The sequence below is a fragment of the Streptomyces sp. NPDC057438 genome, assembly GCF_042802995.1.
Taxonomy (GTDB): domain Bacteria; phylum Actinomycetota; class Actinomycetes; order Streptomycetales; family Streptomycetaceae; genus Streptomyces.
In genome coordinates, this window is record NZ_JBHVDD010000001.1 from 112,868 (window position 1) to 137,008 (window position 24,141).

Annotated in this window: 18 protein-coding genes; 11 read left to right on the forward strand and 7 right to left on the reverse strand. The window is 70.7% G+C overall.

The genetic code is table 11. The features are described from left to right. Nucleotides 1–27 precede the first annotated feature (27 nt). The 11 genes from nuoE to recQ all read left to right on the forward strand — a co-directional run bounded on the left by nuoE (nucleotide 28) and on the right by recQ (nucleotide 15,301). Nucleotides 28–858, forward strand: coding sequence for an NADH-quinone oxidoreductase subunit NuoE (nuoE, locus tag ACFU5F_RS00565; RefSeq protein ID WP_383880423.1), 831 nt, complete (start codon nucleotides 28–30; stop codon nucleotides 856–858). After that, a complete protein-coding gene (gene nuoF / locus ACFU5F_RS00570; RefSeq protein ID WP_383880030.1) occupies nucleotides 858–2,213 on the forward strand; it encodes an NADH-quinone oxidoreductase subunit NuoF in 1,356 nt (451 codons plus the stop codon). Before nuoE ends, nuoF begins: the two co-directional genes overlap by 1 nt. Further along, nucleotides 2,210–4,714, forward strand: a complete 2,505-nt coding sequence (locus tag ACFU5F_RS00575) for an NADH-quinone oxidoreductase subunit G (RefSeq protein WP_383880031.1) — start codon at nucleotides 2,210–2,212, stop codon at nucleotides 4,712–4,714. The genes nuoF and ACFU5F_RS00575 overlap by 4 nt, the downstream gene beginning before the upstream one ends. Further along, the gene (gene nuoH, locus ACFU5F_RS00580) at nucleotides 4,711–6,075 is read left to right on the forward strand and encodes an NADH-quinone oxidoreductase subunit NuoH (RefSeq protein WP_383880032.1); all 1,365 of its coding nucleotides are present in this window, start codon (nucleotides 4,711–4,713) and stop codon (nucleotides 6,073–6,075) included. The genes ACFU5F_RS00575 and nuoH overlap by 4 nt, the downstream gene beginning before the upstream one ends. Then, nucleotides 6,068–6,709, forward strand: coding sequence for an NADH-quinone oxidoreductase subunit NuoI (nuoI, locus tag ACFU5F_RS00585; protein WP_383880033.1), 642 nt, complete (start codon nucleotides 6,068–6,070; stop codon nucleotides 6,707–6,709). Before nuoH ends, nuoI begins: the two co-directional genes overlap by 8 nt. Then, nucleotides 6,706–7,542: an NADH-quinone oxidoreductase subunit J gene (locus ACFU5F_RS00590; RefSeq protein ID WP_383880034.1), complete on the forward strand. Its 837-nt coding sequence runs from the start codon at nucleotides 6,706–6,708 to the stop codon at nucleotides 7,540–7,542. The genes nuoI and ACFU5F_RS00590 overlap by 4 nt, the downstream gene beginning before the upstream one ends. After that, nucleotides 7,539–7,838: an NADH-quinone oxidoreductase subunit NuoK gene (nuoK, locus tag ACFU5F_RS00595; protein ID WP_005481399.1), complete on the forward strand. Its 300-nt coding sequence runs from the start codon at nucleotides 7,539–7,541 to the stop codon at nucleotides 7,836–7,838. Before ACFU5F_RS00590 ends, nuoK begins: the two co-directional genes overlap by 4 nt. 15 nt (nucleotides 7,839–7,853) lie before the next feature. Continuing rightward, nucleotides 7,854–9,749, forward strand: coding sequence for an NADH-quinone oxidoreductase subunit L (gene nuoL / locus ACFU5F_RS00600; protein WP_383880035.1), 1,896 nt, complete (start codon nucleotides 7,854–7,856; stop codon nucleotides 9,747–9,749). A 5-nt stretch (nucleotides 9,750–9,754) separates the two neighbouring features. After that, nucleotides 9,755–11,326, forward strand: coding sequence for an NADH-quinone oxidoreductase subunit M (locus ACFU5F_RS00605; protein WP_383880036.1), 1,572 nt, complete (start codon nucleotides 9,755–9,757; stop codon nucleotides 11,324–11,326). Then, nucleotides 11,323–12,972: an NADH-quinone oxidoreductase subunit NuoN gene (gene nuoN, locus ACFU5F_RS00610; protein WP_383880037.1), complete on the forward strand. Its 1,650-nt coding sequence runs from the start codon at nucleotides 11,323–11,325 to the stop codon at nucleotides 12,970–12,972. Before ACFU5F_RS00605 ends, nuoN begins: the two co-directional genes overlap by 4 nt. Before the next feature lie 265 nt (nucleotides 12,973–13,237). After that, the gene (gene recQ, locus ACFU5F_RS00615) at nucleotides 13,238–15,301 is read left to right on the forward strand and encodes a DNA helicase RecQ (RefSeq protein ID WP_383880039.1); all 2,064 of its coding nucleotides are present in this window, start codon (nucleotides 13,238–13,240) and stop codon (nucleotides 15,299–15,301) included. 67 nt (nucleotides 15,302–15,368) lie between these two features. On the opposite strand, the gene ACFU5F_RS00620 is transcribed toward recQ, so the two are convergent. From ACFU5F_RS00620 to ACFU5F_RS00650, 7 genes are all read right to left on the reverse strand, one after another. Next, on the reverse strand, nucleotides 15,369–15,887 hold the full coding sequence (locus tag ACFU5F_RS00620) for a hypothetical protein (protein ID WP_383880040.1): 519 nt from the start codon (nucleotides 15,885–15,887) through the stop codon (nucleotides 15,369–15,371). A 118-nt stretch (nucleotides 15,888–16,005) separates the two neighbouring features. After that, on the reverse strand, nucleotides 16,006–16,731 hold the full coding sequence (locus tag ACFU5F_RS00625; protein WP_383880042.1) for a Crp/Fnr family transcriptional regulator: 726 nt from the start codon (nucleotides 16,729–16,731) through the stop codon (nucleotides 16,006–16,008). Nucleotide 16,732: 1 nt separating this feature from the next. Next, nucleotides 16,733–16,885: a hypothetical protein gene (locus ACFU5F_RS00630; protein WP_383880044.1), complete on the reverse strand. Its 153-nt coding sequence runs from the start codon at nucleotides 16,883–16,885 to the stop codon at nucleotides 16,733–16,735. A 1,136-nt stretch (nucleotides 16,886–18,021) separates the two neighbouring features. Further along, nucleotides 18,022–20,817: a fumarate reductase/succinate dehydrogenase flavoprotein subunit gene (locus ACFU5F_RS00635; protein ID WP_383880046.1), complete on the reverse strand. Its 2,796-nt coding sequence runs from the start codon at nucleotides 20,815–20,817 to the stop codon at nucleotides 18,022–18,024. Between the two features lie 123 nt (nucleotides 20,818–20,940). Beyond that, entirely contained in the window at nucleotides 20,941–21,828 is an 888-nt protein-coding gene (locus tag ACFU5F_RS00640; protein WP_383880048.1) for an ABC transporter ATP-binding protein, read from the reverse strand. Beyond that, complete coding sequence (locus ACFU5F_RS00645; RefSeq protein WP_383880050.1) at nucleotides 21,812–22,762, reverse strand: ABC transporter permease; 951 nt, start codon at nucleotides 22,760–22,762, stop codon at nucleotides 21,812–21,814. Before ACFU5F_RS00645 ends, ACFU5F_RS00640 begins: the two co-directional genes overlap by 17 nt. Beyond that, entirely contained in the window at nucleotides 22,759–24,120 is a 1,362-nt protein-coding gene (locus ACFU5F_RS00650) for an ABC transporter substrate-binding protein (RefSeq protein ID WP_383880051.1), read from the reverse strand. The genes ACFU5F_RS00645 and ACFU5F_RS00650 overlap by 4 nt, the downstream gene beginning before the upstream one ends. Between the last annotated feature and the right edge of the window lie 21 nt (nucleotides 24,121–24,141).

The following is a 24,141-nucleotide window of genomic DNA, read 5'->3' on the forward strand; positions in this document are numbered from 1 at the left end:
ACCACCCCCGAGGGCGTCAGCCTGGGCATGCCCCAACTGCCCGCGCCCGACTTCCCGGACGACGTTCGAGCGCGGCTGGAACGGGATGCCGCCGAGGTCGTCGCCCGCTACCCGGACTCCCGCTCCGCCCTCCTGCCGCTGCTGCACCTCATGCAGTCGGAGGAGGGGCACGTCACCCGCACCGGCGTGCGGTTCTGCGCCGACGTGCTCGGCCTGACCACGGCCGAGGTCACCGCGGTCGCCACCTTCTACTCCATGTACCGGCGCAAGCCGTCCGGCGACTACCAGGTGGGCGTCTGCACCAACACCCTGTGCGCGGTGATGGGCGGCGACGCGATCTTCGAGGCGCTCCAGGACCACCTGGGCGTCGGCAACGGCGAGACCACCGACGACGGCAAGGTCACCCTGGAGCACATCGAGTGCAACGCGGCCTGCGACTTCGCGCCGGTCGTGATGGTCAACTGGGAGTTCTTCGACAACCAGACCGTCGACAGCGCCAAGCGCCTCGTCGACGACCTGCGCGACGGGGCCGAGGTCGAGCCCACGCGCGGGGCGCCGCTGTGCACCTTCAAGGAGACCGCGCGGATCCTCGCCGGCTTCCCCGACGAGCGGCCCGGCGCCGTCGAGGCGAGCGGCGGCGCCGGCCCCGCCTCGCTGGTCGGCCTCCGCCTCGCCAGGGGCGAGACCGGACCCGCGCGCGTGGTCCACCCACGGGACGGCGGTCCGCACGACGAGCCGCGCGACAAGGTGCACGAGCCGTCACCCACCGAGCACCTCAGTTCGCACGACGCGCCGCAGGACACGTCGGCCTCGGACCCTGCCCACCCGGCCGGGCCTGCAGCCGAGGAGGGGGAGTGATGACGTTGGCACCCGAGATCAAGGGCACCAGCCCGGACAAGCTGCTCGCACCCGTGCTGTCGGCCTTCTGGGACGAGGACAGGGCGTGGTCCCTCGACGTCTACCGCAGGCACGACGGCTACGAAGGGCTGCGCAAGGCGCTGGCCATGTCACCGGACGACGTCATCGCGTACGTCAAGGAGTCCGGGCTGCGCGGCCGGGGCGGCGCCGGATTCCCGACCGGGATGAAGTGGCAGTTCATTCCCCAGGGGGACGGAAAGCCGCACTATCTCGTCGTCAACGCCGACGAGTCGGAACCCGGGACGTGCAAGGACATCCCGCTCCTCTTCGCCAACCCGCACAGCCTGATCGAGGGCATGATCATCGCGTGCTACGCCATCCGGTCCTCGCACGCCTTCATCTATCTGCGGGGTGAGGTCGTCCCCGTCCTGCGGCGGCTGCACGAGGCCGTCCGTGAGGCCTACGCCGAGGGCTTCCTGGGCGAGAACATCCTGGGCAGCGGACTCGACCTCGACATCACCGTGCACGCGGGCGCCGGCGCGTACATCTGCGGTGAGGAGACCGCGCTGCTCGACTCGCTCGAAGGCCGCCGCGGCCAGCCGCGACTGCGTCCTCCCTTCCCCGCCGTCGAGGGCCTCTACGCGTGCCCCACTGTCGTGAACAACGTCGAGTCCATCGCGTCGGTTCCCGCCATCCTGCACAAGGGCAAGGAATGGTTCCGGTCGATGGGCAGCGAGAAGTCCCCCGGCTTCACGCTCTACTCGCTCAGCGGCCACGTCGCGAGCCCCGGCCAGTACGAGGCACCGCTCGGCATCACCCTGCGCCAGCTCCTGGAGATGAGCGGCGGGATGCGCCCCGGACACCGCCTCAAGTTCTGGACCCCGGGCGGCTCCTCGACCCCCATGTTCACCGACGAGCACCTCGACGTGCCCCTCGACTACGAGGGCGTGGGCGCCGCCGGTTCCATGCTCGGCACGAAGGCACTCCAGTGCTTCGACGAGACGACCTGCGTCGTGCGGGCCGTCACCCGCTGGACCGAGTTCTACGCCCACGAGTCCTGCGGCAAATGCACCCCCTGCCGCGAAGGCACCTACTGGCTGGTCCAGTTGCTGCGTGACATCGAGGCCGGCAAGGGCGTCATGAGCGACCTCGACAAGCTGAACGACATCGCCGACAACATCAACGGCAAGTCCTTCTGCGCCCTCGGTGACGGCGCCGCCTCGCCGATCTTCTCCTCCCTCAAGTACTTCCGCGCGGAGTACGAGGACCACATCACGGGCCATGGCTGCCCGTTCGACCCGGCCAGGTCGACGGTCTGGGCCGACAAGGACAAGCACGCGGAGGTGAACGCATGACCGTGACCACGAGCGCTCCCTCCGGGGGCGGCGAGGCGGCGGTCCCGCCGGAGGACCTGGTCTCGCTGACCATCGACGGCATCGACATCAGCGTGCCCAAGGGCACCCTGGTCATCCGGGCCGCCGAACAACTCGGCGTCGAGATCCCCCGCTTCTGCGACCACCCCCTCCTCGACCCCGTCGGCGCCTGCCGCCAGTGCATCGTCGAGGTCGAGGGCCAGCGCAAGCCCATGGCGTCCTGCACGATCACCTGCACGGACGGGATGGTCGTCAAGACCCACCTCACCTCCCCGGTCGCGGAGAAGGCCCAGCAGGGGGTGATGGAGCTCCTGCTCATCAACCACCCCCTGGACTGCCCGGTCTGCGACAAGGGCGGCGAGTGCCCCCTGCAGAACCAGGCCGTGTCGCACGGCCACTCCGAGTCCCGCTTCGAGGGCAGGAAGCGCACCTACGAGAAGCCCGTACCGATCTCCACCCAGGTACTGCTCGACCGTGAACGGTGCGTGCTGTGCGCCCGCTGCACCCGGTTCTCCAACCAGGTCGCCGGCGACCCGATGATCGAACTGGTCGAGCGGGGCGCGCTGCAGCAGGTCGGCACCGGAGAGGGCGACCCCTTCGAGTCGTACTTCTCCGGCAACACCATCCAGATCTGCCCCGTCGGCGCGCTGACCTCGGCGGCGTACCGCTTCCGCTCCCGCCCCTTCGACCTCGTCTCCTCGTCGTCGGTCTGCGAGCACTGCTCCGGCGGCTGCGCGACCCGCACCGACCACCGGCGCGGCAAGGTCATGCGGCGCCTCGCGGCCAACGACCCCCAGGTCAACGAGGAGTGGATCTGCGACAAGGGACGGTTCGCGTTCCGCTACGCGCAGCGCCCGGACCGGCTCACCACCCCCCTCGTCCGCAACGCCGAGGGCGTGCTGGAACCGGCGTCCTGGCCGGAGGCCCTGGAGGTCGCCGCCCGCGGACTCCTCGCCGCGCGCGGCCGGGCCGGTGTGCTGACCGGCGGCCGGCTCACCGTCGAGGACGCCTACGCGTACAGCAAGTTCGCGCGCGTGGCCCTCGACACCAACGACATCGACTTCCGCGCGCGCGTGCACAGCGGCGAGGAGGCCGACTTCCTGGCCGCCCGCGTCGCCGGCCGCGGCCGGGACCTCGACGGCACCGGCGTCACGTACACCGCCCTGGAGAACGCGCCCGCCGTCCTGCTGGTCGGGTTCGAGGCCGAGGAGGAGGCGCCCGGCGTCTTCCTGAGGCTGCGCAAGGCTTGGCGCAAGCACAAGCAGCAGGTGTTCTCGCTGGCCACGCACGCCACCCGGGGCCTCGCGAAGGCCGGCGGCACGCTGCTGCCCGCCGCGCCCGGCACCGAGACCGAGTGGCTGGACGCCCTCGCGAGCGGCTTCGGCCTGGACGAGGACGGCACCAAGGCGGCCGAGGCGCTGCGCACCGAGGGCGCCGTGATCGTCGTCGGGGAGCGGTTCGCGGCCGTGGCGGGCGGCCTCACCGCCGCCGTACGGGCCGCGTCCCTCACCGGCGCGAAGCTGGCGTGGATCCCCCGCCGGGCCGGGGAGCGGGCCGCCGTCGAGGCGGGCGCGCTGCCGTCGGCGCTGCCGGGCGGACGCCCCGCGACCGACCCGCGCGCCCGTGCGGAGGTCGCCGCCGCCTGGGGTGTCGCCGAACTCCCGACGCGCTACGGCCGGGACACCGGGCAGATCGTCGAGGCCGCCGCCACCGGAGAGCTCGGGGCCCTGGTGGTGGCGGGTGTCGAGGTCGCCGATCTGCCCGACCCGGCACGCGCGCGTGAGGCACTCACCGCGGTGGGCTTCCTGGTGTCGCTGGAACTGCGGCCCAGCGAGGTCACCGACCGGGCGGACGTCGTCCTTCCGGTCGCCGCCGTCGCCGAGAAGGCGGGCACCTTCCTCAACTGGGAGGGCCGCGCCCGGATGTTCGAGGCAGCGCTCAAGCCCGACCAGATGACCCGCCGGGTGGCACCCGCCGACGGACGGGTCCTGCAGATGCTGGCCGACGCCATGGACGTCCACCTGGGACTGCCGGATCTGACCACCACGCGCGCGGAGCTGGACCGCCTCGGCGGCTGGGACGGCGCGCGGGCCCACGAGCCGGTGGAGGTCGCGGCCGGACTGCCGCGCCCGGCCGCCGGGGAGGCCGTCCTCGCCGGACACCGGCTGCTGCTCGACCAGGGCCGCCTCCAGGACGGCGACGAAGCCCTCGCGGGCACACGGCACGCCGCCCACGCGCGCGTGTCCGCCGCCACCGCCGCCGAGGCGGGCGTCAAGAACGGCGACGTCCTCGCGGTCAGCGGCCCCGCCGGGGTCGTCGAACTGCCGCTGCAGATCACCGAGATGCCCGACCGCGTGGTCTGGCTGCCGCTGAACTCCACCGGCTCCGGCGTCGCCTCCGACACCGGGGCGCAGCCCGGCGCACTGGTCCGTATCGCCCCCGCGACGCTCGCCGCCGAGGCCCCCGAGGAGGTGGAGGCATGAGCGCGTACTACCTCGCCGCGGAAGACCTCTCGATGTTCGGCCGCGACCCCTGGTGGCTGGTCGTCGTCAAGGCGGTCTTCTGCTTCGCCTTCCTGATGGTGACCGTGCTGTTCTCCATCGTGTGGGAGCGCAAGGTCGTCGCCTGGATGCAGCTGCGCATCGGCCCCAACCGGCACGGGCCCTGGGGCATGCTCCAGTCCCTCGCCGACGGCATCAAGCTGATGCTGAAGGAAGACGTCATCGTCAAACGCGCGGACAAGGTCGTCTACGTCCTCGCGCCGATCGTCGCGGCCATCCCGGCCTTCATGGCGATCGCGGTGATCCCCTTCGGGCCGGCCGGCAACGAGATCTCGATCTTCGGCCAGCGCACCACGATGCAGCTCACCGACCTGCCGATCGCGATGCTCTACATCCTCGCGGTCGCCTCGGTCGGCATCTACGGCATCGTCCTGGCGGGCTGGAGCTCCGGCTCCACCTACCCGCTGCTCGGCGGCCTGCGCTCCGCCGCCCAGATGATCTCGTACGAGATCGCCATGGGCGCCGCGTTCGCCTCCGTCTTCCTCTACTCGGGGTCGATGTCGACCTCGGCGATCGTGGAGGCGCAGCAGGACCGCTGGTACATCGTGCTGCTGCCGGTCTCGTTCCTGATCTACATCGTGACCATGGTCGGTGAGACCAACCGCGCCCCCTTCGACATGCCGGAGTCCGAGGGCGACCTGGTCGGCGGCTTCAACACCGAGTACTCGTCGATCAAGTTCGCGATGTTCATGCTCGCCGAGTACGTCAACATGGTCACCGTCTCCGCCGTGTCGGTGACGCTCTTCCTCGGCGGCTGGCGGGCCCCCTGGCCCATCAGCACCTTCTGGGAGGGCGCCAACCACGGCTGGTGGCCGATGCTCTGGTTCGTGGTGAAGGTGCAGCTGCTGCTGTTCTTCTTCATCTGGCTGCGCGGCACCCTCCCGCGCGTCCGCTACGACCAGCTGATGAAGCTCGGCTGGAAGGTCCTGCTGCCGGTCTCCGTGGTCTGGCTGATGCTCGTCGCCACCGTACGGACCCTGCGCAACGAGAACTACGACTTCGCCGAGATCGCCCTGTACGTCGCCGGCGCCGTCATCGTGCTGTTCCTGCTCTCCGTCGTCGCCGACATGTTCCGCGACCGGCGCGAGGCCCAGGACAAGCCCGCCGAACCGGCCGCCTTCGACCCGATGGCCGGCGGGTTCCCCGTACCGCCCCTGCCCGGACAGACCCTCCCGCCGGTGCCGCGCAGGCGCCCGCGCCGGGAGCGGGAGCTGATTGTCAGTGGCGGGTCCGATACCGAGAGTGACGGATCTTCGAATGGGAGGGAGGCGTCCGATGGCTGAGGAGCCGAAAGAGAACAAGCAGGGTTTCCAGAACCCCGTCGCCGGCTTCGGCGTGACCTTCAAGGCCATGTTCAAGAAGCGGCTGACCGAGCAGTATCCGGAGCAGCAGAAGACCACGGCCCCGCGGTTCCACGGCCGGCACCAGCTCAACCGCCATCCGGACGGCCTGGAGAAGTGCGTCGGCTGCGAGCTGTGCGCCTGGGCGTGCCCCGCCGACGCCATCTACGTGGAGGGCGCCGACAACACCGACGAGGAGCGCTACTCGCCGGGCGAGCGGTACGGCGCGGTCTACCAGATCAACTACGCCCGCTGCATCCTGTGCGGCCTGTGCATCGAGGCGTGCCCCACCCGCGCGCTCACGATGACCAACGAGTTCGAGCTGGCGGACAGCAGCCGCGCCAACCTCATCTACACCAAGGAGCAGCTGCTCGCCGGGCTGGAGGAGGGCATGGTCGACTCGCCGCACTCGATCTTCCCGGGCACCGACGAGCAGGACTACTACCGGGGGCTGGTCACCGAGGCCGCGCCCGGCACGGTGCGGCAGACGGCCGTCTCCCGGGGAGAGAAGCCCCAGGAGGCCGCCTCCACCTTCGGTGAGGACGAGCCGGCGTCGCAGAAGGCGGGCGACCGATGACGCACCAACTCGCCGCCTACACCACCTCCACCGGTGAGGCCTTCCAGTTCTGGGTGCTCGGCACGATCGCCGTGATCGGCGCCCTGTGCACCGTCTTCATGAAGCGGGCCGTGCACAGCGCGCTCTGCCTCGCGGGCACGATGGTGATCCTGGCGGTGTTCTACCTCGCCAACGGCGCCTACTTCCTGGGCATCGTGCAGATCGTCGTCTACACCGGCGCGATCATGATGCTGTTCCTGTTCGTGGTGATGCTCGTCGGCGTCACCGCGGCGGACTCCCTGAAGGAGACCATCAAGGGCCAGCGCTGGCTGGCCCTGCTGTGCGGCGCCGGCTTCGGCATCCTGCTGATCGCGGGCATCGGCAACGCCTCCCTGACGGAGTTCAACGGCCTGGGCACGGCGAACGCGGGCGGCAACGTGGAGGGCCTCGCGGCCCTGATCTTCACCGACTACGTGTTCGCCTTCGAGCTGACCGGCGCCCTGCTGATCACGGCCGCCGTGGGCGCCATGGTCCTCACCCACCGGGAGCGCACCGAGCGCGCCAAGACCCAGCGCGAACTGGCCGAACAGCGCGTCCGCGAGGGCAAGCACCTCCCGCCGCTGCCGGCCCCGGGCGTCTACGCCCGGCACAACGCGGTCGACATCCCGGGTCTGCTGCCCGACGGCACCCCGTCCGAGCTGACCGTGGCCAAGACCCTGCGGGACCGGGGCCAGGTCCGTGACGTGTCGACCGAGGCGCTCAACGACCTCAAGGCCCTGGAGCAGCGCGCCGAGGACCGCTTGGAGCGCACCTCCGGCGGAAACGGCGGCAAGAGCGGGGAGGCATCGAAGTGAATCCCGTCAACTACCTGTATCTCGCCGCCCTGCTGTTCACGATCGGCGCCACCGGCGTCCTGATCAGGCGGAACGCGATCGTGGTGTTCATGTGCGTGGAGCTGATGCTCAACGCCTGCAACCTCACCCTGGTCGCCTTCTCCCGGATGCACGGCAATCTCGACGGCCAGATCATCGCCTTCTTCACGATGGTCGTCGCCGCCGCGGAGGTCGTGGTCGGACTCGCGATCATCGTGTCGCTGTTCCGGTCCCGCCACTCGGCCTCGGTCGACGACGCCAGCCTGATGAAGCTGTAAGGGGTCGGAAGAATCGTGGAGAACCTGATTGCGCTGCTGATCGCGGCGCCCCTGCTCGGAGCCGCGGTCCTGCTGTGCGGCGGCCGGCGGCTCGACGCCGTCGGCCACTGGATCGGCACGGCGCTCGCCGCCGCCTCCTTCGTCCTCGGCGTCGTCCTCTTCGCCGACATGCTCGGCAAGGACGCCGAACACCGTGAGATGAGCCAGTTCCTGTTCAGCTGGATCCCCGTCGAGGGTTTCCAGGCGGACGTCGCCTTCCAGCTCGACCAGCTGTCGATGACGTTCGTCCTGCTGATCACCGGAGTCGGCTCGCTCATCCACGTGTACTCCATCGGATACATGGAGCACGACGAGCGCCGCCGCCGCTTCTTCGGCTATCTGAACCTGTTCCTCGCGGCGATGCTGCTGCTCGTCCTCGCCGACAACTACCTCCTGCTGTACGTCGGCTGGGAGGGCGTCGGCCTCGCCTCGTACCTGCTGATCGGCTTCTGGCAGCACAAGCCCAGCGCCGCCACCGCCGCGAAGAAGGCGTTCCTGGTCAACCGCGTCGGCGACGTGGGTCTGTCGATCGCCATCATGCTGATGTTCACCACCTTCGGGACCTTCGCCTTCGGGCCGGTCCTGGCGGCCACCGGCGAGACGAGCGAGGGCACCCTCACCGCCATCGCGCTGATGCTGCTGCTGGCCGCCTGCGGCAAGTCCGCCCAGGTGCCGCTGCAGTCCTGGCTCGGGGACGCGATGGAGGGCCCGACCCCGGTCTCGGCCCTCATCCACGCCGCGACCATGGTCACCGCCGGTGTCTACCTGATCGTCCGCTCCGCGAACATCTTCGACGGCGCCCCGGACGCGCAGCTCGTCACCACCGTCGTCGGCGCGGTCACGCTCCTCTTCGGTGCGATCGTCGGTTGCGCGAAGGACGACATCAAGAAGGCCCTCGCCGGCTCGACGATGTCGCAGATCGGGTACATGGTGCTCGCCGCGGGCCTCGGTCCCATCGGCTACGTCTTCGCGATCATGCACCTGGTGACGCACGGCTTCTTCAAGGCCGGGCTCTTCCTCGGTGCCGGCTCGGTCATGCACGGCATGAACGACGAGGTCGACATGCGCAAGTACGGCGGCCTCCGCACGTACATGCCGATCACGTTCATCACATTCGGCCTCGGCTATCTCGCGATCATCGGCTTCCCCGGCCTGTCCGGCTTCTTCTCCAAGGACAAGATCATCGAGGCGGCGTTCGCCAAGGGCGGCACCGAGGGCTGGATCCTCGGCGGCGTGGCCCTGCTCGGCGCGGCCATCACCGCGTTCTACATGACGCGCGTGATGCTGATGACCTTCTTCGGCGAGAAGCGCTGGCAGCCCGACGAGCACGGCCACGAGCCGCACCCGCACGAGTCGCCCAGGGTCATGACGATCCCCATGATCGTCCTGGCCGTCGGATCGGTCTTCGGCGGCGCGTACTTCAGCATCGGCGACCGGTTCCTCCACTGGCTGGAGCCCGTCACCGGCCACAAGCACGGAAACCCGCCGATCGGCGCCGCAGCGGTCACCACGGCCACGGTCGCCGTGATGGTCATCGGCGTCGGCCTGGCCTGGCTCCAGTACGGGCGCAAGCCCGTCCCCGTCGTCGCCCCGCGCGGATCGCTGCTCACCCGGGCCGCCCGGCGCGACCTCCTCCAGGACGACTTCAACCACGTCGTCCTCGTCCGGGGCGGGGAGCACCTCACGCGCTCCCTCGTCTACGTCGACCACACCCTGGTCGACGGTGTCGTCAACGGCACGGCGGCCTCGATGGGCGGCCTCTCCGGGCGGCTGCGCCGGATCCAGAACGGCTATGCCCGGTCGTACGCGGTCTCGATGTTCGGCGGTGCTGCGATCCTCATCGCCGCGACCCTGCTGATGAGGGCGGTCTGATACCGATGTCCTTTCCTCTGCTGACAGCGACGGCGGCGCTCCCGGCCCTCGGGGCGATCGCCACGGCCGCCGTACCGGCCCAACGGCGCAACGCCGCGAAACTGCTGGCGCTGACCGTCTCACTGGCCACGCTCGTGCTCGCCGCGATCATCGCGTTCCGCTTCGACCCGGACGGCGACCGCTACCAGCTCACCGAGTCCCACGCCTGGATCGCGGACTTCGGGGTGCGGTACGAACTGGGCGTGGACGGCATCGCGGTGGCGCTGATCGCGCTCACCGCCCTGCTGATCCCGTTCATCATCCTCGCGGGCTGGCACGACGCCGACCCCGTGGAGACGGGCAGCAAGCGGTGGCGGCCCACACAGGGCTACTTCGCTCTCGTCCTGGCCGTCGAGGCGATGGTGATCATCTCCTTCGAGGCCACCGACGTCTTCCTCTTCTACATCTTCTTCGAAGCCATGCTCATCCCGATGTACTTCCTCATCGGCGGCTTCGGGGACCGTGCCCACGAGCACGGCGAGGCGGCGGCGGCCACCCAACGCTCGTACGCCGCCGTGAAGTTCCTCCTCTACAACCTGGTCGGCGGCCTGATCATGCTGGCCGCGGTGATCGGTCTGTACGTGGTCGCCGGGAACTTCTCGCTCCCGGAGATCGCCGAGGCCCGCGCCAACGGCACGCTGGAGATGGCCACCAGCACCGAACGGTGGCTGTTCCTCGGCTTCTTCTTCGCCTTCGCGGTGAAGGCCCCGCTGTGGCCGCTGCACACCTGGCTGCCCAACGCCATGCAGGAGTCCACCGCCCCGGTCGCCGTCCTCATCACGGCGGTCGTCGACAAGGTCGGCACCTTCGCGATGCTCCGCTTCTGCCTCGGACTGTTTCCCGAGGCCAGCGAGTGGGCGACGCCCGCGATCCTCGTCCTGGCGCTGATCAGCATCATCTACGGGGCGCTGCTCGCGGTCGGCCAGCGCGACATCAAGCGGCTGGTGGCGTACGCGTCGATCTCCCACTTCGGGTTCATCATCCTGGGCATCTTCGCGATGACCAGCCAGGGGCAGTCCGGCGCCACGCTCTACATGGTCAACCACGGCATCTCGACCGCCGCGCTCATGCTGGTGGCGGGCTTCCTGATCTCCCGGCGCGGGTCCCGGCTCATCGCCGACTACGGCGGCGTGCAGAAGGTCGCGCCGGTGCTCGCCGGCACCTTCCTGATCGGCGGTCTCGCGACCCTGTCGCTGCCCGGACTCGCCCCGTTCGTCAGCGAGTTCCTGGTCCTGGTCGGCACCTTCGCGCGCTACCCGGTGATCGGGATCATCGCCACCGTCGGCATCGTCCTCGCCGCGCTCTACGTCCTCGTTCTCTACCAGCGGACGATGACCGGCCCGGTGAAGGCAGAGGTCGAGGGGATGCCCGATCTGCGGGCACGGGAGCTCGTGGTGGTCACCCCGCTGATCGTCCTGCTGCTCGTCCTCGGCGTCTACCCGAAGCCGCTCACGGATATCGTCAACCCGGCGGTGGAGCACACCATGTCCGACGTCCAGAAGAAGGACCCCCAGCCCGAGGTGGAGGCGGCCAAGTGAGCGCATCAGCCGTCCACAGCCTGTGGACAACCGCGGCCGACCCGATCACGAAGATCGACGCGCCGAAGATCGAATACGGGCAGCTGTCGCCCACCCTGATCGTCATCGGAGCGGCGATCCTCGGGGTGCTGATCGAGGCCTTCGTCCCCCGCAAGTCCCGCTACTACGCGCAGGTGTTCCTCTCCGTCGTCGCCCTCGCCGCGTCCTTCGCCGCGGTCGTCGCCCTCGCGGCCCGCGGCTACGGCACCACCAAGGCCGGCATCGCCGCGATGGGCGCCATCGCGGTCGACGGACCGGCCCTGTTCCTGCAGGGCACGATCCTCCTGGCCGGCATCCTCGGCGTCTTCACCTTCGCCGAACGGCGCCTCGACCCCGAGACGCACGGCAACAAGGTCGACTCCTTCGCCGCGCAGGCCGCCTCCGTGCCCGGCAGCGACAGCGAGAAGGCGGCCGTCAAGGCCGGGTTCACCACCACCGAGGTCTTCCCGCTGCTGCTGTTCGCGATCGGCGGCATGCTGATCTTCCCGGCGGCCAACGACCTGCTGACCCTCTTCATCGCCCTGGAGGTCTTCTCCCTCCCGCTGTACCTGCTGTGCGCCGTGGCCCGCCGCAAGCGGCTCATGTCGCAGGAGGCCGCGGTCAAGTACTTCCTGCTCGGCGCCTTCGCCTCCGCCTTCACCGTCTTCGGCATCGCCCTGCTGTACGGCTACGCCGGCTCGGTGAAGTACGCCACCATCGCCCAGGTCGTCGACGGCACCATCGGGGACATCAACCCCGCCCTCGCCGACACCATGGGCAACGACGCGCTGCTGCTCATCGGCGCCGCCATGATCGTCATGGGTCTGCTGTTCAAGGTCGGCGCGGTGCCGTTCCACATGTGGACGCCCGACGTCTACCAGGGCGCGCCCACCCCGGTCACCGGCTTCATGGCCGCGGCGACCAAGGTGGCCGCCTTCGGCGCGCTGCTCCGGCTCCTGTACGTCGTCCTGCCCGGCCTGCGCTGGGACTGGCGGCCGGTCATGTGGGCCGTCGCCGTCGTCACCATGCTGGGCGGCGCGATCGTCGCCATCACCCAGACCGACATCAAGCGACTGCTCGCCTACTCGTCGATCGCCCACGCCGGGTTCATCCTCGCCGGTGTCATCGCGGCCTCGCCCGACGGCGTCTCGTCCGTGCTGTTCTACCTGGGCGCCTACTCGTTCGTCACGATCGGTGCCTTCGCCGTGGTGACCCTGGTGCGGGACGCGGGCGGCGAGGCCACCCACCTGTCCAAATGGGCCGGGCTCGGCCGCAGATCGCCCCTGGTGGCGGCCGTGTTCGCGGTCTTCCTGCTGGCCTTCGCGGGCATTCCGCTGACCTCCGGGTTCGCGGGCAAGTTCGCCGTGTTCAAGGCGGCGGCGGAGGGCGGCGCGGGTGCGATCGTCGTGGTCGGTGTGATCTCCTCGGCCATCGCCGCGTTCTTCTACATCCGCGTCATCGTGCTCATGTTCTTCAGCGAGCCGCGCCCGGAGGGGCCGACCGTCGCCGTGCCGTCGCCGCTGACCATGACCGCGATCGCGGTCGGTGTCGCCGTCACACTGGTGCTCGGCATCGCCCCGCAGTACTTCCTGGACCTCGCGGGACAGGCAGGGGTGTTCGTGCGGTAGCGCTCCGCTCGGGGTGTTCGGACACGGCGGGACCCGGCTCCTTCAGGGGCCGGGTCCCGCCGTCCGTACCGGGCCGGAAACCGCCCCGCACGGGTGGAGCCTGTGGATAACTCTGAGGCTGTCGGTGCGGGCGCCTATGGTGGCAGGGGCTGGAGGAAGCACGGACGGCCCGAGCGCGCAGGCGCGGTACGCGAGGGCGTGGGCCGCGAGGACGCAGGGACGCAAGGGCACAGGGCGCGGGACGCAAGGGCGCGGGGGACGGGCGATGATCGGGACGGGCGGAACGAGTGTGATGGCGGACGAAGGCAGGACCACCGAGACGGACAGCGAGGCGCTGGCCGTACTCCACCGGGTCTTCGGGTACGACGCCTTCCGGGGCGAGCAGGCGGCGGTCATCGAGCATGTGATCGCGGGCGGCGACGCCGTCGTGCTCATGCCGACCGGCGGCGGCAAGTCCCTCTGCTACCAGATTCCGTCCCTGGTCAGACCCGGTACGGGCATCGTGGTCTCCCCGCTGATCGCGCTGATGCAGGACCAGGTGGACGCACTGCGGGCGCTCGGCGTCCGCGCCGGGTTCGTCAACTCCACGCAGGACTTCGACGAGCGGCGCCTGGTGGAGGCGGAGTTCCTCGCGGGGGAGCTGGACCTGCTGTATCTCGCTCCCGAGCGGCTGCGGCTCGACGCCACCCTCGACCTGCTGGGGCGCGGCAAGGTCGCGGTGTTCGCGATCGACGAGGCGCACTGCGTCTCCCAGTGGGGCCACGACTTCCGCCCCGACTACCTGTCCCTCTCCCTGCTCGGAGAGCGCTGGCCGGACGTGCCGCGCATCGCGCTCACCGCCACCGCGACCCGCGCGACGCACCGGGAGATCACCGAGCGGCTGGCCATGCCCCGGGCCCGCCACTTCGAGGCCAGCTTCGACCGGCCCAACATCCAGTACCGGATCGTGCCCAAGGCCGACCCGAAGAAGCAGCTCCTGTCCTTCCTGCGCCAGGAACACCCGGGCGACGCGGGCATCGTCTACTGCCTGTCCAGGAACTCGGTGGAGCGCACGGCGGAGTTCCTGAGCAAGAACGGCGTGGAGGCGGTGCCGTACCACGCCGGACTCGACGCCGGCACCCGCGCCGCCCACCAGTCGCGGTTCCTGCGCGAGGAAGGGCTCGTGGTCGTCGCCACGATCGCCTTCGGCATGGGCATCGACAAGCCCGACGTCCGGTTCGTCGCCCACCTGGACCTGCCGAAGTCGGTGGAGGGCTACTACCAGGAGACCGGCCGCGCCGGCCGCGACGGACTGCCGTCCACGGCATGGATGGCGTACGGCCTCAACGACGTCATACAGCAGCGGAAGATGATCCAGGGCAGCGAGGGCGATGAGGCGTTCCGCCGCCGGGCCGCCAGTCATCTCGACGCGATGCTGGGGCTCTGCGAGACCGCCCAGTGCCGCCGGGGCCAGCTGCTGCAGTACTTCGGCCAGGAACCGCAGGCCGAGGGCTGCGGCAACTGTGACACCTGCCTCGTACCGCCGGAGACCTGGGACGGCACGGTCGCCGCGCAGAAGGTGCTCTCCACGGTGGTGCGGCTGCAGCGGGAGCGCGGGCAGAAGTTCGGCGCCGTGCAGATCGTCGACATCCTGCTGGGGCGGCGGACCGCGAAGGTCATCCAGTTCGACCACGACCAGCTCTCCGTCTTCGGCATCGGCGAGGAACTGTCCGAGGGCGAATGGCGGGGCGTCGTCCGGCAGCTGCTCGCGGAGGGGATCCTCGCGGTCGAGGGCGAGTACGGCACGCTCGTGCTCACCGAGGAGAGCGGGGCGGTGCTGCGGCGGGAACGGGACGTGCCGCTGCGCAAGGAGCCGAAGAAGCCGGTGACCACGCGGTCGGGTTCCTCCGGCTCGGGTTCCTCCGGTTCCGGCCGGGGCGACCGCAAGCCGAAGGCGGCGGTCGAACTCCCCGACGAGCTGCTCCCCGTCTTCGAGGCCCTGCGCGCCTGGCGCGCCGACCAGGCCCGCGAACAGGGTGTCCCGGCGTACGTCATCTTCCACGACGCCACCCTCCGCGAGATCGCGGCCAGGGCCCCCACGTCCGTCGCCGACCTCGGCACGATCAGTGGAATCGGCGAGAAGAAGCTGGCCACGTACGGGGAGGGGGTGCTGGCGGTGCTGGGTTCGGCGGGCGGTGCGGCCGGTGCGGCCCCCGCTCCCGAAGGGGCGAGGGGCCCGGCGCACGGGGTGGACGCCGGGCACGCGGACGCGGACGCGGACACGGACACGGGCGGTGGCGTGGACTGGCCCGACGACGAGCCGGAGCCCGAACCGGACGCCTGGGCCTGACGCTCCGGGACGGGGGTGCCCCCCCGCGCCGCGGAGCCACCCCGCCGTTGCGCCGCCGGGCCGTCCGTCAGGTGCGCCGCAGCGACCGGATGCGCTGCTGTGCCTTGTTCACGGCACGTTCGAGTTCGATGCGGGCGTGCTCCTGCCGCATGGCGTGCTCCAACTGGCTGAGATGTTGCGGGTACGGCACGCGTGCCATGACGGTCGGTTCGGGGAGAGCGGTGGCGACGTAGAGGTCGATGTGCTCGACGACGGCGTGGAGTTCGGGGCGGAGGACGTCCAGTTGGTCGGCCGAGGCCCTGAGGAGGTGCCGCAGCCGTTTCAGCGGCGCGAGGTCGGCGGCCTGGCAGGGCTTCTGGGCGAGGTCGCACAGCGCCTCGAAGGTCTCCTTGACGTAGCTGAGGGCGTCGTCGAGGTCCTTGGCGGTCTCGTCGTGGTCCCGGGTCCGCTTCATCCACGCGAAGACCAGCGCGTGGTGGCGGACTCCGAGGTAGCCGATGGTGAGCGTGAGTGCCCCGACCAGGGCTGCCACCAGGAGGGAGCCCGCACTGGTTCCGATCGCCAGGGCGGTCGAGCTGAGGGTCATCGTGGTCCGATCCGTTCGGGCGCGGGCGCACGTGACCCTCATGGGTCCCTGCGACGCCGCAGGAATCTGTCGTGGGTGGGGCGGGAGCCGATGGGCGCGCGGTGGAGCGCGGGTACGCCTAGGCGGTCGAGACGAGGTCGCGCAGTGCGGAGAGGTCGGTCACCACGAACTGCCGGTACTTGCTGGTGATCACGCGGTGGGTGTCGCGGAGGAGACGGAGGACGTTCTCCACGGTGGACATCCCCATCAGCAGGGCGTCGGCGATGTCCCGTTGGGTCGGTCCGAGAATGGTGTGGTGGCCTGGTTCGACGCCGCTCCTGGTACCGGCGACGGCGGCGAGGTGCAGCAGCAGGCCCCCGACGCGTTGCAGCGGCGTACGGGTGGCGGTGCCGTAGATCATCTCGTCGCTGCGGTTACGGTGCTCCAGGCTGCGCAGCAGGGCGAGTTGGGCGTCGGGCTGTTGATGCAGCAGGACGTTCATGCGCGGTACGGGGCAGGGCATGACCCAGGTCGTGGTGAGGCAGACGGTGTCGACCGAGGCTTCGGGTTCGATGAGCTTGGCCTCGCCCAGGAACTGGCCCACGCCACGGAATCGGGCGATCCGCGTGCCGAGCGGGCGGCGTTCCTGGAGGACGCAGCCGCCGAGGACGATGTACACATGCTGGTCGCCCGGTCCGAGGGACAGCTCCTCCCCCCGTTCGTGGACACGTGCGTCCAGGCCCCAGGCCCGCACGAACAGTGGCCAGATGTCGGAGGGGAGGAGGTTCAGGAAGCTGCCGTCGGGCATCCTCTGGCGGCCGTTGAGGACGTCGACGGTGCGGAATGTGTCGACCTTGGGAGGCACGTCAATCCTCCGTCCCGGACGTGGTGCCGGACGGTACGGAGGAGTGCGTGGGCGACAGCGCGTGACGGTGACGGTCCGTCAGCCGGCGGATGCCGACGCCCATGGGCATGGGCCTGCGCGGTGTGCCGACGCCATCGGGGACGGCGGTCTGCATCAGGGTCTGAATCCTTCCCGGGGGGAGACGAAGGAGGTCCGGGTGCGCCTGCCGATGACAGACGCACCCGGGTTGGTGGGTCCAGCGCCCTCTCCATCGCGTGATCACCGACTGGTTTAGGTCCGGTAGCGACACGAAGACGTCAGGTCGACAACGCTACCTCTCTGTGAGAGGAAATCGCCAGTCGCACATGCGCGGGAGTACGGAATTCGGCACCGCTCTTGGTATCCCGCCCGAGGGGAAAGTGAAACCCTCACGGTGGGGGTTTGCGCCGAGTTCGCGCAACCGACTGCTGTCACGGTCAGTGTTCTTCGCTTTACGCCAAGTTGACCGTGCGCCTTCGGAAAGTCCGGTGCGGGGGTGAGGATAATTGCGTCGTGCACCGGTGGGGCGAGGTGTGGGGAGGGGGCTGCAAAAGCACGGAGGCCCCGGGGAACCACCCCCGAGGCCTCCAATGAAAGGGCCTGGACCCACCAAGGCTCAGACCTGCTGCCAGTAAACACCATGAGCTGCGAAAAGGTAACTCTGGCAAGGGAGGTGCCGTCCACATCTCCCTCCAGCGAGGGGTTCGAGGGCCTGATGTCCCGTCTCTGAGAGTGGAGACGAGACGTGCCGTACCGATGGCCGTTTCGTAGACATATTCGCTCTGTGCCCCTTTTGTGGGACCACTTGACGGCGTTCATCTTTCGTACGGGCGCGAGAAAAGTGAGCAGGGAGCGCCTCTGGGGCGCTGTTTGACCGGACAATCCCTGGTGGGCCCGCGCGCCAAGGCGGGCCATCAAGTTTTCAACTAACGGGAAAGCGTGCAATAAAGCGCGCAAAACTGCGTCGCTTAATCATTCTTGCAGGCTCCGGTGGTGTGGTGATGCGGGGCGTTCCTCATGGCTCCGTGGTGAATATCGGGCATGCCGGTCGTTGCGTGCGCGTGTATTGCCCGTGTGAAAGTCCAGTGCCCGCCGGCCGGGTGTCACCTGGAGAATTGATTATCGACTAATCAATAAGGGGAGGTGTCCTGCGTTTCTGGCCGCCGCTGGGCCGACCGCGTCTTACGCCCCGTCAACCATGTTGACGGGGCGCGTAGTTGACTCTCCTCGGATGCAACACAACGCGTAGCGCGAATGGAACTCTGCGTGAAGTCAGAGCGCGCGGGACGCGTAAGCCCTGACGTCGGCGTCGGTGTCCTTCGTGGCGGTGGTGAGGGCTGTGCGGGCCTCCTCGGTGGTGGTGTGGCGGGTGAGGGAGAGGACCGTGGCTTTGCGGACGTCGGCGTTGGGGTCGGTGAGGGCGGCGGTCAGGGCCGGTACGGCCACGGGGGAGGGCGCGGTGGACAGGGCCGTGGCGGCGCCGGCGCGGACCTGCCAGGCGGCGTCGGTGAGGGCGGTCACGGCGCGGGCGGCGAGCGGAGCGGGGCAGCCGACGGCGCCCAGGGCGGCGTAGGCGGCGGCGCGGACCAGGGGGTCGGGGTCGTCGGTCAGAGCCGTCAGGGCGGGGAGGACGGCCGGGGGCAGGGGGCGTGAGGAGTCCGCCGTGACCGTGGCCAGGGCCTTGGCGATCGTGACGCGGACCTCGCGGGACGGGTCGGTGGTCGCGGCCCCGGCCAGCTCGGCGGCGGCGTCGACCGAGACGAGGGCGCGTACGGCCTCGATGCGGACGGAGATGTCGGAGTCGGCCAGGGAGGTGGCGTACAGGGCGGTGTCGCCGAGGTTCAGGGCACGCAGCACGTCCAGGGCGGCGGCGCGGACGGCCGGGTCGGGTTCGGTCAGCGCGGCGGCGAGGCCGTCGCGCAGGGCGGGCTCGGGCGGGAGCATCTCGACGAGTTCGCGGAGCGAGGCCGCGGCGGCGGCGCGGACCTCGGCGGCGGAGTCGCGCAGCGCCTCGGCGAGGGCGGAGCCGGTGCCGGGCGGAAGCGTCTCGGTGAGGACGGCGACCGCTTCCCGGCGGACGGCGGGCGCCGGGTCGGCCAGATAGGGCTGGAGAGCGGCGAGTTCGGGCTGCTCCTCGGCGAGGGCGACCAGTTCGAGGAGGCGGGTGGAGGAGGTCGGGGGGGTGGCCTCGATCTCCGGCTCGGGGCCCGCCCCTTCCTCCGGAACCGCCCCCGCGGCACCGGCGGCCCCCGCGGCCACCGGCGCCGCCTCCCGGGACCCCGCCGTCGCCACGTTCTCCGCGTGGACCTCGCCGAGGTGGCGGGACGGGCCGCCGACCGGGGTGAACTCCTCGACGGGGACGAGGTAGGGGGCGACGGGGCGGGCGGTGAACTCCATCGCCCCGCACGGGGACTTGCGGAGGTCGAGGTGGTGGAACCAGGAGGTGTCGTCGCGGTGGGGATGGTCGAGACGGTCGTGGTAGAGGCCCCAGCGGGACTCGGTGCGGGCGAGGGAGGCACGGGCGGCCATCTCGGCGCAGTCGCGGATGAAGGAGACCTCGGCGCAGCGCATCAGCTCGTGCGGGGTGCGGGCGCCCATCTCCGCGATGTCGTCGCGCATGCGCTCGAACGCGTTGAGGGCGAGCGAGAGCCGGGAGCCGGACTTCGGGGGCGCCACGTAGTCGTTGACGAAGCGGCGGAGCTTGTACTCGACCTGGGGCTGCGGCGGACCGTCCGGGTTGCGCAGCGGACGGTAGATCAGGTCGTGCGCCTCGCGGAGCTGGTCGGCGGGCAGCTCGCCCTCGTACGGGCTGTACCGGGAGGCGTCCGCGCCCGCCAGGTCGCCGAAGACGAAGGCGCCGATCATGTAGTTGTGCGGCACGCAGGCGAGGTCACCGGCGGCGTACAGGCGGGGGACGGTCGTGCGGGCCTGGTCGTCCACGCGTACGCCCGAGGCGGAGTGGCCGCCGCACAGGCCGATCTCCGAGATGTGCATCTCGATGTCGTGGGTGCGGTAGTCGTGGCCGCGGCCGGCGTGGAAGGTCCCGCGCGTGGGGCGTTCCGTCGTGTGCAGGATCGACTCCAGGGCGGAGACGGACTCCTCGGGGAGGTGGCTCAGCTTCAGGTAGACGGGGGCACGGTCGGAGGCGATCTCGGCGGCGAACTCGGCCATCATCTGGCCGGACCAGTAGTCGGAGTCGACGAAGCGTTCGCCGTGCCGGTTGACCTGGTAGCCGCCGAAGGGGTTGGCGACGTAGGCGCAGGCGGGCCCGTTGTAGTCCTTGATCAGCGGGTTGATCTGGAAGCACTCGATGCCGGTGAGTTCGGCGCCCGCGTGGTACGCCATGGCGTAGCCGTCGCCCGCGTTGGTGGGGTTCTCGTAGGTGCCGTAGAGGTAGCCGGAGGCGGGCAGTCCGAGGCGGCCGCAGGCGCCGGTCGCGAGGATCACGGCTCCGGCGCGCACGGTGACGAACGCGCCGGTACGGGTGTGGAATCCGACGGCCCCCACCGCCCGCCGGTCCTCGCCCTCGCCGGCCGTCAGCACGCGCACCGGCATCACCCGGTTCTCGATGCGGATCCTCTCCCGCATCTCCCGGCGCCGCAGCTGCCGGTACAGGACCTTCTTGACGTCCTTGCCCTCCGGCATCGGCAGCACGTACGAGCCGGAGCGGTGGACCTGGCGGACCGCGTACTCGTTGTGCTCGTCCTTCTCGAACTTCACCCCGTACGACTCCAGCCGGCGGACCATGTCGAAGCCGCGGGTGGCGGTCTGGCGGACCGTGGACTGGTCGACGATGCCGTCGTTGGCGCGGGTGATCTCGGCGACGTAGTCGTCCGGCTCGGCGCGGCCCGGGATGACGGCGTTGTTGACGCCGTCCATGCCCATGGCGAGGGCGCCGGAGTGGCGTACGTGCGCCTTCTCCAGGAGCAGGACGTCCGCGCCGTGCTCGGCGGCGGTCAGGGCCGCCATGGTGCCGGCGGTGCCGCCGCCGATGACGAGGACATCGCAGGTCAGCTCCTCGGCGTCGGCGAGCGCCGGGATCGTGAGGGGGGTCTCCACCGTGTCCACCGGGGTGCCTTTCGGGTGTCTGGTCGCTCGGGTGCTCGGGTGCTCGGGTGCTCGGGTGCTCGGGTGCTCGGGTGCTCGCTTGCTCGGGTGCTCGCTTGCTCGGACGCTCCGGTACGCGATCGCTCAGTCGCCGAGCGAGGTCAGGACGTCGCGGCGCAGGGCCGCGCGCGCCGGGTCGTCGTGGGCTGTGCGGTCGCGGGGGCGCGGCACGTCCCGTACGGCGGTCAGCCGGCCGGAGCCGAGGAGGGCGACGCGGTCGCCGAGGAACAGGGCCTCGTCCACGTCGTGGGTGACGAAGACGACCGTGGCGCCCGTGCCCCGCAACACCTCCACCAGCAGGTCCTGCATCCCGGCGCGGGTCTGGGCGTCGAGCGCGCCGAACGGCTCGTCCATGAGGACGGCGCGGGGGCGCCCGGCGAGCGCGCGGGCCAGCTGTGCGCGCTGGCGTTGTCCGCCGGAGACGCGGTGCGGGAGCTGCCGGGTGTACTCGGCGAGCCCGACCCGGGACAGCCACTGCTCCGCCTGGCTACGGCGTTCGGCGCGAGGCAGGCCCCGGATGGCGAGCGGGAGTTCGACGTTGGCGCGCAGCGTGCGCCAGGGCAGGAGGGCGTCCTCCTGGAAGACGAGGGCGCGCTCGGCGGAGGGCCCGGTCAGCGGGGCCCCGTCGTGGGTGATCTCTCCGGCGAGCGGCGGCAGCAGGCCCGCCAGGGTGCGCAGGAGGGTCGACTTGCCGCAGCCGGACGGGCCGACGACGGTGAGGATCTCGCCGGGGGCGATGTCCAGGCCCACGTCCGTCAGGGCGACGGCGTCGGGCCGGCCGAGGTCGGCGCGGTTCAGGGCGAGGCGGGTGCCGCGCCCGACGGCCCCCACCGCCCGCCGCTCCTCACCGGCCGGTGCCGGTGTCGCCGTGCTCTCCCCGGCGTCCGGTGCCGGTGTCCGCGTGCTCTCCCCGGCGTCCGTCGCCGGTGTGCGCGGACGGACCTGGGCCGGGGTCTCAGACGAGGTGCTCATCACGTGCCTCCTCGAGGTCGGCCGCGGCGGGGGCGGTGGCCTGCGGTACGGCGGTCCGCGGGGCGGTGGTGGGCCGGTCGGTCGGGCGCGGTCCCCGGGGGCGGGTGGCGGGGGCGGTGGACGTCCGGGGCAGCCAGTGGGTCAGGCGGCGGCCGACCAGTTCCACGGCGGTGGACGTCAGCCAGCCCAGCACCCCGATCGTGGCCATGCCGACGAAGACACCGGGGTAGTCGACGACCGTGTAGTCCTGCCAGGTGCGGTAGCCGACGCCGTACTGCCCGGAGATCATCTCGGCGGAGATCACACAGATCCACGACACCCCGATACCGACCGACAGGCCGCCGAAGATGCCCGGCAGCGCGCCCGGCAGGACGACCGAGGCGAGGATCCGCCACCGGCCGCCGCCCATCGTGCGGACCGCCTCCTCCCACACCGGCGTCAGGGCGCGTACGGCGTGCCGGGTGGAGACCAGGACCGGGAAGAAGGCGGCGGTGAAGGTGATGAAGACGATGCCCTGCTCGTTGGAGGGGAACAGCAGGATCGCCACCGGGACGAGGGCGATCGCGGGGATCGGGCGGATCACCTCCAGGACCGGCCCGAGCAGGTCCGCGGCGAGGCGGGACCGGGCGACGAGGATGCCCGCCGCCACCCCCAGCACCGCCGCCAGCAGGAAGCCGGTGAGGATGCGGGTGAGGCTGTCGGTCAGGTCGGTCCAGTAGTCCGGCCCGGTCACCCGGTCCGCGAAGGCGTGCGCCACGTCCGTGACGGTGGGGAACTGCGAGAAGCGCAGCCACACGTCGACGTCCAGGCTGGTCAGCAGCTGCCACAGGGCGAGGGCCCCGACCAGGGACAGGGCGCGCAGGGCGTGGCGGGCGACGGGGCGGGGGCCGGGGCTCCGCAGACGCCGGGCGCCCGCTTTCGCGGGGCGGCTCACGACGCCCGCTTCAGCGCGGCGGCGTAGGTGATGACCTCGGCGCCGTCGTGTCCGGCGACGTACGCCTTCGCCGTGGCGGGGGCGACGAAGGGCAGCAGCCGGTCGCCGTCGGCCACCCACACCGCCTTGTCGGCGAACCACTGGGTGCCGGTGGTGGCGTCCGGGACGTACGCGGCGCGGATGCCGTCCTTGTGCCCGGCGACGTAGGCGAGGAGGTCGGCGGGTGTCTTGAACGACGTGGTCTCCTCGGCGTTCTTCGGCCAGACCTCGCTCGCGGCCGGGGCGGGTTCCGCCGCGAGCTGCTTCTCGTACGAGGCGCCGAGCGCCTTGCGCACGTAACGGTCGTCGACGAAGGAGTCCACGTCCACGTCGCCCGTCAGCTTCGCGGCCTTGAGGATCGGTACGTCCTTCTTCAGGGCGGCGATCAGAGCGGGCTTCAGCGCGGGGTCGAAGGTCGCGATGCCGTGGGCGCCGTTGTAGAGGTAGACGACCTCGGCGGGCAGGCCGGTGGCGTCGGCGACCTTCTCGGCGGCCTCGACGGGGTGCTCGTGGAGGTAGTCCGTGGCCTTGGCCTGGGCCTTGAGGAAGGCTTCCAGGACGGCCGGCCGCTGCTGCGCGAAGTCCTCGCGGGCGGTCACGCCGTGGAAGGTCGGCAGATCCAGCTGGGCCCCGTCGTACAGGGCCTTCGCCTTGCCCTGGTACGTGAGCAGGCCGGGCCAGGCCACGAACTGCGACAGCGCGTCGGTGCTGCCGCCGGAGAGCGCGGAGGCGCCGACGGCCGGCTGCTGGTTGAGCTTCTCGATGTCCTTGTCGGGGTCGAGGCCGGCGTCGCGCAGCGCTCGTACGAGGGTGCCGTCGGCCGCAGACCCGATGCTCGTCGAGACCTTCTTGCCCTTCAGGTCCGTGAGCGTGCCCAGCTTCGAGTCCGGGGCCGTGACGATGGTGTTGAGGCCGCCCCGGAGGTTGTAGCCGGTGGCCGCGACGAGCCGGGTGGGCTTGCCGAGCTGCTTGCCGCGGGCCGCGTTGAGCAGCAGCGGGAAGTCGCCCATCGAGCCGATGTCTATTTTCCCGGCGGTCATCTGGGCGGTGATGGGGGCGCCGGTGGCGTAGTCCTGCCAGTCGACCTTGTACGTGGTCTTGCCGCCGAGCGCGTTCAGCTCGTCCTCGAAGTAGCCGAGGGAGCGCAGGAGGGTGCCGGCGGTGACGGTGTTGATGGTCTTGGACTGGTAGCCGACGGTGACGGTGACCGTCCCGCCGTCCGCCGCGGTGTCACTGCCGTTGCCGCAGGCGGTCAGCGTCAGGGGCAGCAGGAGGGCTGTGGCCAGGGTGACTGCTGTGGTGGCTGTGGTGGTCTTCATGGGAGTTCGGGCCTCTCACCG

Coding starts and splice junctions, on each gene's coding strand:
- nuoE (WP_383880423.1), top strand. CDS start 28: ATGCCCCAACTGCCCGCGCCCGACTTCCCGGACGACGTTCGAGCGCGG.
- nuoF (WP_383880030.1), top strand. CDS start 858: ATGACGTTGGCACCCGAGATCAAGGGCACCAGCCCGGACAAGCTGCTC.
- ACFU5F_RS00575 (WP_383880031.1), top strand. CDS start 2,210: ATGACCGTGACCACGAGCGCTCCCTCCGGGGGCGGCGAGGCGGCGGTC.
- nuoH (WP_383880032.1), top strand. CDS start 4,711: ATGAGCGCGTACTACCTCGCCGCGGAAGACCTCTCGATGTTCGGCCGC.
- nuoI (WP_383880033.1), top strand. CDS start 6,068: ATGGCTGAGGAGCCGAAAGAGAACAAGCAGGGTTTCCAGAACCCCGTC.
- ACFU5F_RS00590 (WP_383880034.1), top strand. CDS start 6,706: ATGACGCACCAACTCGCCGCCTACACCACCTCCACCGGTGAGGCCTTC.
- ACFU5F_RS00605 (WP_383880036.1), top strand. CDS start 9,755: ATGTCCTTTCCTCTGCTGACAGCGACGGCGGCGCTCCCGGCCCTCGGG.
- recQ (WP_383880039.1), top strand. CDS start 13,238: ATGATCGGGACGGGCGGAACGAGTGTGATGGCGGACGAAGGCAGGACC.
- ACFU5F_RS00620 (WP_383880040.1), bottom strand. CDS start 15,887: ATGACCCTCAGCTCGACCGCCCTGGCGATCGGAACCAGTGCGGGCTCC.
- ACFU5F_RS00630 (WP_383880044.1), bottom strand. CDS start 16,885: ATGCAGACCGCCGTCCCCGATGGCGTCGGCACACCGCGCAGGCCCATG.
- ACFU5F_RS00640 (WP_383880048.1), bottom strand. CDS start 21,828: ATGAGCACCTCGTCTGAGACCCCGGCCCAGGTCCGTCCGCGCACACCG.
- ACFU5F_RS00650 (WP_383880051.1), bottom strand. CDS start 24,120: ATGAAGACCACCACAGCCACCACAGCAGTCACCCTGGCCACAGCCCTC.